The sequence below is a fragment of the Streptomyces sp. Y309 genome (assembly GCF_056712025.1).
The window spans coordinates 5,358,657-5,370,453 of record NZ_CM160048.1; the positions used below are offsets into that span (position 1 = coordinate 5,358,657).

The window sequence follows — 11,797 nt, forward strand, 5'->3', positions numbered from 1 at the left end:
GGCGCAACGATCAGCTGAGCCGCGCGGCGCGCGGCCTAGGGCCGGCTGAGCCTGCGGTCCAGGGCCAGCGAGAGCTCCGCCTCGACCACGGCCTTGGCCAGGGGGCGCAGGTCGTCCACGGTCAGCTCCGCGTGCTCCGCGGCGTGGGTGAGCGTGAACGTGACGAACAACTCGGCCAGCGCGTTCGCGTGTTCGCGTACGCGCTGGCCCGCCTCCAGGACGTCCGCCAGCGGAACGCCCTTGCGTACCAGGGCCGTTGAGGCGTCGAGCAGGCGGCGGCTGATGTGCACGATGTCGTCGCCGTCCGTGCCCAGATAGCCGAGGTCGAGGGCGGCGGACAGGTTCTCCGGGGTGACCTGGCCCGCGAAGCGGTCGGCCAGCTCCTCCGGGGTGAGGCGGACCGGGGTCTCCTCCGACGGGCCGCCCATGCCGAGGAGTTCGGCCACGTCGCGGCCCTGCTCGAAGGCCTCGGCGAGCTCCGCGATGCCGCTGAGGGTGTGGCCGCGCTCCAGGAGGGCGGCAATGGTGCGAAGGCGGGCCAGGTGGTGCTCGTCGTACCAGGCGATGCGGCCCTCGCGGCGCGGGGGCGGGATCAGTCCGCGCTCGCGGTAGAAGCGGACGGTGCGCACGGTGATGCCGGCCTCCTTGGCCAGCTCCTCCATGCGGAATTCGCGTACGCCGGTTGCGTCTGCCACTTCATCTGCCACGTGAGCAGCCTATGCCGGGACGGTGCTGTCACGCCGGGGTCGTACCGCGGGTAACTTTCCTCCGTCCGCCCCCTACCCATGAGTACGCAGCTGTCCTACGCTCCTAATTGCGCCAGTGCTTACTGGCAGAGTCACACTCCTCGGGAGGCGTCGGCATGGCCGGGAGCGAACGTGTGGAACACGTGCGGGTGGCGGTGATCGGGTCCGGCTTCGGCGGGATCGGGGCCGCCGTCCGGCTGCGCAGGGAGGGCGTCACCGACTTCGTCGTCCTGGAGCGGGCCGGCGCGGTGGGCGGCACCTGGCGGGACAACAGCTATCCGGGCTGCGCCTGCGACGTGCCGTCCCACCTCTACTCGTTCTCGTTCGCGCCCAACCCGGACTGGCCGCGCACCTTCTCCGGGCAGGAGCACATCTGGGACTACCTGGAGCGGGTCACGGACACCTTCCGGCTGCGCCCGCACATCCGCCTCGACACCGAGGTGCTGAAGATGACCTGGGACGGCGACCAGCTGCGCTGGCGGATCGAGACCAGCACCGGGAAGCTCACCGCCGACGTCGTGGTCTCCGCCACCGGGCCGCTCTCGGACCCGAAGATGCCGGACATCCCGGGCCTGGACACCTTCCCGGGCAAGGTCTTCCACTCGGCCCGCTGGGACCACGACTACGACCTGCGGGGCAAGCGCGTCGCCATGGTCGGCACCGGGGCCTCCGCGATCCAGATCGTGCCGGAGATCCAGCGCGACGTACAGAAGCTGACGCTGTTCCAGCGCACGCCGCCGTGGGTGCTGCCGCGCGCGGACCGGGCTATCAGCGGCGTCGAGCGGTGGCTGCACCGGCAGTTGCCGTTCACCACGTACGCGCGCCGAGGCCTGCTGTGGGGCATCCGGGAACTCCAGGTGCAGGCGTTCACCAAGCGGCCCGACGAGCTCGGCCTGATCGAGCGGATCGCCAGGCGGAACATGGAGCGGTCCGTCAAGGACCCGGAGCTGCGGGCCAGGCTGACGCCGACGTACCGCATCGGCTGCAAGCGGATCCTGCTCTCCAACTCCTACTATCCGGCGCTCGCGAAGCGGCACGTGGACGTCGTCGCGAGCGGGCTCGCCGAGGTGCGCGGGTCCACGGCCGTGGCCGCCGACGGCACCGAGGCCGAGGTCGACGCGATCATCTTCGGCACCGGCTTCCACGTCACGGACATGCCGATCGCCGACCGCGTCGTCGGCGCGGACGGCCAGACGCTGATGGAGTCCTGGAAGGACGGCATGAAGTCGCTGCGCGGCGCGACCGCGGCGGGCTTCCCGAACTTCTTCACCGTCATCGGCCCGAACACCGGCCTCGGCAACTCCTCGATGATCCTGATGATCGAGTCCCAGCTCAACTATCTCGCCGACTACATGCGGCAGTTGACCATCATCGGCGGCCGCACCGCGCTCGCCCCCCGCCCCGTGGCCGTCGAGGCCTGGAACACCCGCGTCCAGGAGCGGATGAAGCGCACGGTGTGGAACACCGGCGGCTGCACGAGCTGGTACCTGGACGCGAACGGCGTCAACACGACGGTCTGGCCCGGTACGACGACGGAGTTCCGCGCCGCCACGCGCCGCGTCGACCTGTCCGAGTACGAGGTCACGCGCGCCCCCGACACGGACGCGCGACCCCGGCCGCGTACCGCGGGAAAGAGCGGGAAGAGCCGGTCGGCGAAGGTGAGGGCCACGGCATGAGCAGGCTCACCCATGTCCGCGGCGGGCCGTACGCGCCGCCCGTGCCCGATCACGAGCTGACCGCCGTGTCCGCCGACGGCGCGCGCGTCCACGTCGAGGTGCACGGGGCCGGGAACGCGCCCGCCGTCGTCCTCGTACACGGCTGGACGTGCTCGACGGCGTTCTGGGCGGCGCAGATCCGGGCCCTGTCGGCCACGTACCGCGTGATCGCCTACGACCAGCGCGGGCACGGACGTACCGAGGCGCCCCTGGAGCCCGCCGGATACGGCACGCGGGCGCTCGCCGACGACCTGGAGGCCGTGCTCGCCGCGACCCTCGCGCCCGGCGAACCGGCCGTGCTCGCCGGGCACTCCATGGGCGGCATGACGCTGATGGCGGCGTCCGGCAGGCCCGGGGTGCGGGAGCACGCGGCGGCGGTGCTGCTGTGCAGCACGGGCAGTTCGCGGCTCGTCGCCGAGTCGACCGTGGTGCCGCTGCGGGCGAGCGCCCTGCGGACGCGGCTCACCCGCCGGGTCCTCGGCTCGCGGGCGCCGCTCGGCCCGGTGACGCCAGTGGCCCGGTGGGCTCTCAAGTACGCGACGATGGGCCCCGGTTCGGCCCCCGAGCGGGTCGACGTGTGCGCGCGGATCGTGCACGCGTGCCCGCGAGTGGTGCGCTACCGCTGGGCGCACGTCCTGGACGAGCTGCATCTGGACGCCGGGCTCGGCGAGTTGGCCGTGCCGACCGCCGTGATCGCGGGCACGGCCGACCGGATGACTCCCCTCGCGCACGCCCACCGCATCGCGGCCGCGCTGCCGCACTGCCTGGGCCTGACCGAGCTCACGGGGGTCGGGCACATGACGCCGGTGGAGGCGCCGGAAGTGGTGACGCGCCGGATCGCGGAACTGGCCGAGACGTACGTGGTCCGGGAGCGCGGCCGCGGCCCGCTCGGAGGCCGGGAGAGGGAGAGGGAGGGCGCGTGAGCAAGGTGAGCCTGGAAGGGCAGGTCGTCGTCGTGACCGGGGCGGCGCGCGGGGTCGGCGAACTCCTCGCCCGCAAGCTGTCGGCGCGCGGTGCGCGGGTGGCGCTCGTCGGCCTGGAGGAGGCCGAGCTGAAGCAGGTCGCGGGGCGGCTGCACACGGAGGGCGACCACTGGTACGCCGACGTCACCGACCACGAGGCGATGGCTCGGGTGGCCCGGGAGGTGAAGGAGCGCTTCGGGAAGGTGGACGCCGTCGTCGCCAACGCCGGGGTGGCGAGCGGGGGTCCGTTCCTCGGCTCCGACCCCGTCGCCTGGCGGCGGGTCATCGAGGTCAACCTGATCGGCAGCGCGGTGACGGCGCGGGCGTTCCTGCCCGTGCTGATGGAGAGCCGCGGGTATCTGCTGCAGATCGCCTCGCTCGCCGCGTTGACGCCCGCGCCGATGATGACCGCGTACTGCGCGTCCAAGTCGGGTGTGGAGGCGTACGCGCACGCGCTGCGGGCCGAGGTCGGCTACAAGGGGGTCAAGGTCGGCGTCGGCTATCTGTCCTGGACGGACACCGACATGGTGCGGGGGGCCGATCAGGACGACGTCATGCGGGAGTTGCGGGCGCGGTTGCCGTGGCCGTCCAACAAGACGTATCCGCTCGGTCCTGCCGTCGACCGGCTCGTCGCGGGGATCGAGCGGCGCTCGGCGCATGTGTACGCGCAGTGGTGGCTGCGGGGCCTTCAGGGCATGCGGCCCTATCTGCCCGGGGTCATCGCGGCCGTCGGCCAACGGGAGATGCGGCGCTTCGAGCCGCGGCTCGGGGAGGTTTCGACCGGGCTGGTCGGGGCCGGGGGTACCGCTGACGCGGAGGTTCGCCGGGGGCGGTCGTGAGTTCCCGCTGTCCGTGACGTGAACGTCGGCGTGGGGCTGTGCCCACCCGTGCCGCCCCTGGCGGCCCAGCTGCCCACAGCAGGTGCAGGGAACACAGCGAAGCGGGGCTCGCCCGAGAAGTTCGGGTGAGCCCCGTTTCTGTTCCGCCAAGTGCAACGGCTATGCGTCGTAGTCCTGGTTGAACTTGTCCTGAGCCTCCTGCGCGGCGCGCTGGGCCTCGTCCGGGGTCTCGTCGCGGTCCTGGCGCTTGGAGGCGCCCTGGCGCTTGGAGGCGCGGTCCATGCCCTGCGTGCCGGGCTCCTGGGCCTGCTGAGCGCGCTCGCTCGCTTCCTTCTCGCCGCGCCTGGCGTCCTGCGCCTTGTTGCGGAGTTGCTCGGCCTTGTCCTGGAACTGGTCCTTCATGCCCATGCTGTTCACTCCCGTTTGTGGGTGAGGGGATTGGGCCTCGACCAGACTCACATAGCGGAACAAGCCGCGCATTTCGATCACTCACGCTCCGTGATCGCCCGCCAAGAGCCGCGCCAAGCGCCCCGCGGCGGCAACCCCGGCCGCCGCCGGTCCGGCACGTCCGAGTACCCCGGCGGCACCGCGGCGGGGTGCTTCTCGAGCAGGTCCAGAGCCACCTGCACCGCGTCGTCGAGCTGCGCGTGCCGCCCCTCCGCCCAGTCGAGGGGCGTCCGGATCACCGCCAGGTCCGGCTCGACGCCGTGGTTCTCGACGGACCACCCGTACTCGTCGAACCACGCCGCGTTCATCGGCACCGTGATCACCGTGCCGTCCCCGAGCGTGTGCCGCCCGGTCATCCCGACCACCCCGCCCCACGTGCGCTGCCCGACCACGGGCCCGAGCCCGAGCAGCCGGAACACCGCCGTGATCATGTCGCCGTCGGAGGAGGTCGCCTCGTCGGCGAGGGCGACGACCGGGCCGCGGGGCGCGTTGGAGGCGTACGACACCGGCTGGGCGTCGCGCGTCAGGTCCCAGCCGAGGATCTTCCGGGTCAGCTTCTCCACCACCAGCTCGCTGATGTGGCCGCCCGCGTTGCCGCGTACGTCCACGAGCAGCGCGGGCAGCGACATCTCCAGGCGCAGGTCCCGGTTGAACTGCGCCCAGCCCGACCCGCCCATGTCGGGGATGTGCAGATAGCCGCACTTGCCGCCGCTCAACTCCCGTACGACTTCACGGCGTTTGGCCACCCAGTCCTGGTAGCGCAGCGGCCGCTCGTTGATGAGCGGCACGATGGCGACCCGACGGGAACACCCTTCCCGTTCGGCCGGCCGGAACGTCAGCTCCACCGTCGTACCGCCCGCCGCAGCGAGCAGCGGATAGGGGCCCGTCACCGGGTCCACGGGCCGCCCGTCGACGTGCGTGAGCACGGCGCCCTGCCGGATCCCCGCGCCGGCCAGCGGCGAGCGGGCCTTGGAGTCGGACGACTCGCCCGGCAGGATCCGCTTGACCACCCACCCCTCGTCCCGGCACACCAGGTTGGCGCCGAGCAGCCCCATCGCCCGCTGGTAGTGCGGCGGGCCCTCGCTGCGCCGCGCCGCGGTGACGTACGCGTGCGAGGTGCCCAGCTCGCCGAGGACCTCGCGGAGCAGGTCGGCGAACTCGTCGGGGGACGCGACGCGTTCCACGAGCGGCCGGTACTGGGCGAGCACCGCGTCCCAGTCGATGCCGCACATCCCCGGCTCCCAGAAGTAGGCGCGGATGAGGCGGCCCGCCTCCTCGAAGGACTGCCGCCACTCGGCGGCCGGGTCGACCTCGTGCAGGATGCGGCGCAGGTCGATCCAGACGGTGGTGTCGAGGTCGCCGGACTCGGTGGACGGCACGGCCCGCAGGTCCCCCTCGTCCACGACCACGAGCCGCGAGCCGTCCCCGCTGAGGGCGAACCAGTCGAGGTGGTCGACGAGTTCGGACTTCTTAGCCTTGGTGATGTTGAAGTATTCGAGGGTCGGACGGCCCGAGGTGTCGGCGGGGTTCGCGAAGGTCTCGCCGAGCGCGCCCGAGATCGGCCAGCGCAGCCACACCAGGCCGCCGCCGCTGACCGGCTGCAGCGCCGAGTACTTGGAGGCCGACACCGGGAACGGCGTCACCCTGCTCGCCAGGCCCTCCGCCTCCACCATCACCGTCCCGTCGCCCGAGCCCTCTTCCTCGCCGACGCCTCCGTCCGCGGCCGGGTCGAGCCCGCCCGCGGCCGGGCGGCCGTCGGGGAGCAGCGCGAAGGGCGAGGGCGTCGCGGACGACAGCGGTACGAGATAGGGACGGCAGCCGAGCGGGAAGGACAGGTCGCCGGTGTGCACGTCGTAGACGGGGTCGAAGCCGCGCCAGGAGAGGAAGGCGAGATAGCGGCCGTCGCGGGTGAAGACCGGGTTCTCGTCCTCGAAGCGGCCGTTGGTGACGTCGATGATCGTGCGCGCGCCCGGGCCCTCGATCCGCGCCAGCTTGATCTTCCGCAGCGACCGGCCGACGCCCGGGTGCGACCAGGTGAGCCACGCCCCGTCCGGCGAGAAGGCGAGGTCGCGCACGGGCCCGTTGACGGACCTGACGAGCTCGGTGACCTCGACCTCGGAGTCCTCCGTACCCGCGGCGGCGGCCGCATCGTCAGGAGGCACGGTGACGTCATCGGGCACGGTGACCAGGAGCAGCCGTCCGTCGTGCGAGGCGATCGCGAGCCGCTCGCCGTCCGGGGCCGCCACCAGCTCGTGCACCCGCCCGAGCCGCCCGCTCGCCAGCCTGCGCGGCGCGCGGTGGCCGCTGGCCCGCGGCAGATAGGCGATCTCGATCGCGTCCTCGCCCTCGGCGTCGGTGACGTACGCGACCTGCCCGCCCTCGCCCAGCATCGCCGGCAGCCGCACCCGCACCCCCGGGGTGTCGGTGATCGTGCGGGCGGGACCGTCGCGGTGCGTGAGCCAGTACAGGCTGCCGCGTACGACGACGGCGCTCGCGCGGCCCGTGGTGTCCACGGAGAGCGCGTCGACGTGCTGCGCGGCCGGCACCTGATAGGTGCGCCGCCCCGCGCGCGGGCCGCCGATCGCGACGTCCACGCGGCGCGGCACGGAGTCGGCGGCCAGGTCGTCCACCAGCCAGATCTCGCCCGCGCACTGGTAGACGACGCGGGTGCCGTCGCTCGCCGCGTGCCGGGCGTAGAACGCGTCGTGGTCGGTGTGGCGGCGCAGGTCGGTGCCGTCGGGCAGGCAGGAGTACAGGTTGCCGACGCCCTCGTGGTCGGAGAGGAACGCGATGCGGCCGGACACGAACATGGGCGCGTCCAGGTGCCCGTCGAGGTCTTCGAGGAGCCGCTCGCCGTGCAGCCACAGGCGGCCGGTGGCGCCGCCGCGGTAACGCTTCCAGGCGGCGGGCTCGTGCGGCGGCTTGCCGGTCAGGAGCAGCGTCTTGCGGTCGCCGTCGACGTCCAGGACGGCGATGTGGTGGACCGGGCCCCAGGGCAGCTTGCCGCCGGGGGAGCCGTCGGTGGGCACGCTGTAGGCCCAGCAGAAGTGCGAGAAGGGCTGGCCGTGCGAGGACACGGCCAGGATGTGGCCGTCGGGCGCCCAGCCGCAGACGCGGGTGTCGGTGGAGCCCCAGTAGGTCAGGCGCCGGGCCTGGCCCCCGCTCACGGGGGCCAGGTGGATCTCTGGGTCCAGGCTGCGCCAGCTCGTGTACGCGATGTGACTCCCGTCGGGGGAGAAACGGGGGTGGCCCAGCTTGGTGCGGTCGGCCGTTGCTCGCCAAGCGCGTTCTGGCGGGGCGCCCTCTGCCGTGAGCGGGGTCACCCATAGGTCGTCCTCGGCGACGAAGCAGAGTCGGTCGCCGTTGATGTGGGGGAAGCGGAGGTACGCCTGAGTCACCCTCCCCATGCTTTTCCGTGCCGTCGGCCGCGGCAACTTATGGGGCTTCGCCCCTTTCCCCCTTTTCGGCCCTTCGGGCCTCGTCCTCAATCGCCGGACGGGCTTGATGCGTGTGGCTCAGGACACGTACGAAACCGTTTCGTTTCGTTAGGGTGTCCGCGTAGAGTACGGGGGCAGGACCACCGACGGAGTGGAAAGGAGGCGGTCATGGCCGAAGTGGCAACGTCGTCGCGGCGCAGCCGGATTACGCCCGAGCGGGAGGCGGAACTGTGCGAGGCCGTCCTCGACCTGCTCCGTGAGGTGGGGTACGACGGCCTCACGATGGACGCCGTGGCCACCCGCACCCGGTCCAGCAAGGCCACGCTCTACCGCCAGTGGGGCGGCAAGCCGGAACTGGTCGCGCGGGCGCTCAGTTACAACAAGCCGGTGTCCCTGGCGGACATCGACACCGGTTCGCTGCGCGGAGACTTCGCGGCGCTCATCGCGCGTTCGGACGACTGTCAGATGGAGCGGGACGCCGCGTTGATGCGGGGCTTGTTCCATGCCATCCACGGGAATCCCGAACTCCACGAGGCGCTGCGGGAGGTGCTGATCGCCCCGGAGGTCACGGGGCTCAACGACCTGCTGCGCCGCGCCGTGGAACGCGGTGAGGTTTCCGCGGACAATCCCGCGCTCGAGTACGTCGTCCACATGCTGGTCGGCGCCTACGCCGCGCGCGAAGTCGTCGAGGAACGCCCCGCCGACCAGGAGTTCCTCCGCAGCTACATCGACGCCGTGATCCTCCCCGCCCTCGGCGTCTGACCCCCAACTCCCCGTAGAACCAGCCCCGTTCCACCTGGCGCGACTGCTCACGTCGTCGGGCCGATCACCCCTGCCCAGAAGCCCTGAGCCATCAGCCCTCACGACCCGACCGGGAGTACTCCCCGTGGCCACATTCCTGTACAAGCTAGGCCGAATGGCCTTCCGGCGGCGGCACTTCGTCGCCCTGATCTGGGTGGCCCTGCTCACCCTCGCCGGGGTCGGCGCGGCGTCCGCGCCCACCGCCGCGTCCAGTTCCTTCTCCATCCCGGGGACGGAGGCCCAGCAGGCCTTCGACCTCCTGGAGAAGCGTGCGCCCGAGGCCAGTGCCGACGGGGCGAGCGCCCGCGTCGTCTTCAAGGCGCCGGCCGGCGAGAAGGTCACCGACCCGGCCAACAAGGCCGAGATCCAGAAGACCGTCTCCTCCCTCAAGTCCGGCTCGGACCAAGTCGCTTCGGCCGCCGATCCATTCGTCGCCAAGGCGGTCTCCAAGGACGGCACGACGGCCTACGCGTCCGTGACGTACAAGGTCACCTCCATGGAGCTGACCGACGACAGCCGGGACGCGCTGGAGAAGACCACGGACGAGGCCCGCGGCGACGGCATGACCGTCGAGGTCGGCGGTGACGCGCTGCAGGCCATGCCGCACACCGGGGCCACCGAGATCATCGGCATCGCCGTCGCGGCCGTGGTGCTCGTCATCACCTTCGGCTCGCTGGTCGCGGCCGGTCTTCCGCTGCTGACCGCGCTGATCGGCGTGGGCATCGGCGTCTCCTCGATCACCGCGCTCGCCAACGCCCTCGACCTCGGTACGACCACGTCGACGCTCGCGATGATGATCGGCCTCGCGGTCGGCATCGACTACGCGCTGTTCATCGTCTCCCGCTACCGCGCCGAACTCGCCGAGGGCCGGGAGCGCGAGGACGCGGCGGGCCGCGCCGTCGGCACGGCCGGGTCGGCCGTCGTCTTCGCCGGTCTGACCGTCGTGATCGCCCTCGTGGGCCTCGCGGTCGTCAACATCCCGATGCTCACCAAGATGGGCATCGCCGCGGCCGGCACCGTCGCCATCGCCGTCCTGATCGCGCTCACGATGATCCCGGCGCTGCTCGGGTACGCGGGCAAGAAGGTCAAGCCGACGGGGGAGAAGGGCAGGCTGCTCGGCGGCCGCAAGAAGTCCGGTACGGACGCCACGGCCGCCCCGGCCGACGGGAACGCCCCGGTCAAGGAGAACCTCGGCACCCGCTGGGCCCGCTTCGTGGTCCGCCGCCCGGTCGCCGTCCTGCTGCTCGGCATCATCGGCCTCGGCGCCGCGGCCGTACCGGTCTCGCAGCTCGAACTCGGCCTGCCCGACGACGGCGCGCAGCCCACCTCCACGACCCAGCGCAAGGCCTACGACCTTATTGCGGACGGTTTCGGTCCTGGTTACAACGGTCCGCTGATGGTCGTCAGCGACCTCAAGGGCGTCGCCGACCCCAAGGGCGAGGCCGCCGCCGTACAGAAGACGATCTCCGGGCTCGACGACGTGCTCTCGGTGAGCCCGCCGCAGTACAACAAGGCGGGCGACACCGCGATGCTCAGCGTCGTGCCGTCCTCCAAGCCCAGCGGCACCGAGACCGAGAACCTGGTGCACGCGATCCGCGACGAGGCGGAGACCGTCAAGGCGGACAGCGGCGCCGACGTCATGGTCACCGGCACCACGGCCATGAACATCGACGTCTCGCAGAAGCTCAACGACGCGCTGCTCCCGTATCTGGCGCTGGTCGTCGGGCTCGCCTTCCTCCTGCTCATCGTCGTGTTCCGCTCCGTCCTGGTCCCGCTCAAGGCGGCCCTCGGCTTCCTGCTCTCGGTGCTCGCCGCGCTGGGCGCCGTGGTCGCGGTCTTCCAGTGGGGCTGGCTCGGCTCGCTGTTCGGCGTCGAGCAGACCGGCCCGATCATGAGCATGATGCCGATCTTCATGGTGGGCGTGGTCTTCGGCCTGGCGATGGACTACGAGGTGTTCCTCGTGACCCGGATGCGGGAGGCGTACGTCCACGGCGAGAGCCCGCACGACGCGATCGTCACCGGCTTCAAGCACGGGGCGCGGGTCGTCTCCGCGGCGGCGGTCATCATGATCGCGGTGTTCGCCGGGTTCATCGGCTCCAGCGAGCAGATGGTCAAGATGATCGGCTTCGGGCTCGCGATCGCCGTCTTCTTCGACGCGTTCATCGTGCGCATGGCGCTGGTCCCGGCCGTGCTCGCGCTGCTCGGCCGCAAGGCCTGGTGGCTGCCGAAGTGGCTGGACCGCGGGCTGCCGAACGTGGACGTCGAGGGCGAGGGGCTGCGCACCCCGGCGGACCAGGACGACCCCGACGAGAAGCGGGAGCTGGTGGGCGTCTGAGTCAGTGGGGCACGGGGGCGGCCGTGTACGTACGGCGCAGGAAGCGGATCAGCGCCGAAGCGTCGAACTGCACGACCGTCACGCCCTGCGGTGAGTGGAACTCCAGGACCGTCTGGACTCGTCCGCAGGGCCAGACGCTCACGTCGCCGCTCTCCGTCGGAGCCCGGAGCCCCTGCTCGAGAAGCTCGCGGCTGAAGACCCACTCGTGGGAACCCGGCAGGCCGACCCGCACCGACAGCGGGTCGGCCTCCGGGTCGTAGCGCAGCGCGACGGGGACGACGACGTGCTCGTCGGGGGAGTCGGTGACCAGGTGGGCCCGGGTGTACTGCTCGACTGCCGACATGGTGACTCCTCGTAGTCGTTCCGGCCCACGGGTAGCGGCTAGATGCTAAAAAGCGGCTTCTCCCAATGTCCCATATGTGCGTATATGCCACACAGAGGGTGGGGCGCCCGGGCGCCCGGAGGCGGCGCCCAATCGTTGTCCGGCCGCTCTTGCAAGCGATTCGCAACAACGC

9 protein-coding genes are annotated in these 11,797 nt (G+C 71.7%); 5 read left to right on the plus strand and 4 right to left on the minus strand.

Going from position 1 to position 11,797, the window contains the following annotated elements; all coding sequences use genetic code 11:
• Positions 1-35: 35 nt before the first annotated feature.
• The gene (locus tag AC0KTA_RS21905) at positions 36-662 is read right to left on the minus strand and encodes a MerR family transcriptional regulator (RefSeq protein ID WP_481056516.1); all 627 of its coding nucleotides are present in this window, start codon (positions 660-662) and stop codon (positions 36-38) included.
• Between the two features lie 200 nt (positions 663-862).
• Between AC0KTA_RS21905 and AC0KTA_RS21910 the strand changes: the two genes are divergently transcribed.
• Genes AC0KTA_RS21910 through AC0KTA_RS21920 form a run of 3 tightly spaced genes read left to right on the plus strand, consistent with a single transcriptional unit; the run spans position 863 to position 4,262 of the window.
• Positions 863-2,422, plus strand: coding sequence for a flavin-containing monooxygenase (locus AC0KTA_RS21910; RefSeq protein ID WP_481049918.1), 1,560 nt, complete (start codon positions 863-865; stop codon positions 2,420-2,422).
• Positions 2,419-3,384 carry an alpha/beta fold hydrolase gene (locus AC0KTA_RS21915; protein WP_481049919.1) on the plus strand — a complete coding sequence of 322 codons (966 nt, stop codon included), beginning with the start codon at positions 2,419-2,421 and terminating at the stop codon, positions 3,382-3,384. Before AC0KTA_RS21910 ends, AC0KTA_RS21915 begins: the two co-directional genes overlap by 4 nt.
• Complete coding sequence (locus AC0KTA_RS21920) at positions 3,381-4,262, plus strand: SDR family oxidoreductase (RefSeq protein WP_481049920.1); 882 nt, start codon at positions 3,381-3,383, stop codon at positions 4,260-4,262. Before AC0KTA_RS21915 ends, AC0KTA_RS21920 begins: the two co-directional genes overlap by 4 nt.
• A gap of 159 nt (positions 4,263-4,421) precedes the next feature.
• On the opposite strand, the gene AC0KTA_RS21925 is transcribed toward AC0KTA_RS21920, so the two are convergent.
• Complete coding sequence (locus AC0KTA_RS21925; protein WP_481049921.1) at positions 4,422-4,670, minus strand: hypothetical protein; 249 nt, start codon at positions 4,668-4,670, stop codon at positions 4,422-4,424.
• A gap of 77 nt (positions 4,671-4,747) precedes the next feature.
• Positions 4,748-8,107, minus strand: a complete 3,360-nt coding sequence (locus AC0KTA_RS21930; protein WP_481049922.1) for a S41 family peptidase — start codon at positions 8,105-8,107, stop codon at positions 4,748-4,750.
• A 207-nt stretch (positions 8,108-8,314) separates the two neighbouring features.
• Between AC0KTA_RS21930 and AC0KTA_RS21935 the strand changes: the two genes are divergently transcribed.
• Together AC0KTA_RS21935 and AC0KTA_RS21940 are read left to right on the plus strand one after the other, a co-directional pair.
• A complete protein-coding gene (locus AC0KTA_RS21935) occupies positions 8,315-8,908 on the plus strand; it encodes a TetR/AcrR family transcriptional regulator (RefSeq protein WP_481049923.1) in 594 nt (197 codons plus the stop codon).
• A gap of 124 nt (positions 8,909-9,032) precedes the next feature.
• The gene (locus AC0KTA_RS21940) at positions 9,033-11,282 is read left to right on the plus strand and encodes an MMPL family transporter (protein WP_481049924.1); all 2,250 of its coding nucleotides are present in this window, start codon (positions 9,033-9,035) and stop codon (positions 11,280-11,282) included.
• A 1-nt stretch (position 11,283) separates the two neighbouring features.
• Here AC0KTA_RS21940 and AC0KTA_RS21945 read toward each other — a convergent pair whose 3' ends face one another.
• A complete protein-coding gene (locus AC0KTA_RS21945; RefSeq protein ID WP_481049925.1) occupies positions 11,284-11,625 on the minus strand; it encodes an SsgA family sporulation/cell division regulator in 342 nt (113 codons plus the stop codon).
• Between the last annotated feature and the right edge of the window lie 172 nt (positions 11,626-11,797).

Bases quoted from the DNA above. Each gene is read 5' to 3' on its own strand.
- AC0KTA_RS21905 (WP_481056516.1), bottom strand. From the start codon at position 662: ATGGAGGAGCTGGCCAAGGAGGCCGGCATCACCGTGCGCACCGTCCGC.
- AC0KTA_RS21925 (WP_481049921.1), bottom strand. From the start codon at position 4,670: ATGGGCATGAAGGACCAGTTCCAGGACAAGGCCGAGCAACTCCGCAAC.
- AC0KTA_RS21915 (WP_481049919.1), top strand. From the start codon at position 2,419: ATGAGCAGGCTCACCCATGTCCGCGGCGGGCCGTACGCGCCGCCCGTG.
- AC0KTA_RS21945 (WP_481049925.1), bottom strand. From the start codon at position 11,625: ATGTCGGCAGTCGAGCAGTACACCCGGGCCCACCTGGTCACCGACTCC.
- AC0KTA_RS21910 (WP_481049918.1), top strand. From the start codon at position 863: ATGGCCGGGAGCGAACGTGTGGAACACGTGCGGGTGGCGGTGATCGGG.
- AC0KTA_RS21935 (WP_481049923.1), top strand. From the start codon at position 8,315: ATGGCCGAAGTGGCAACGTCGTCGCGGCGCAGCCGGATTACGCCCGAG.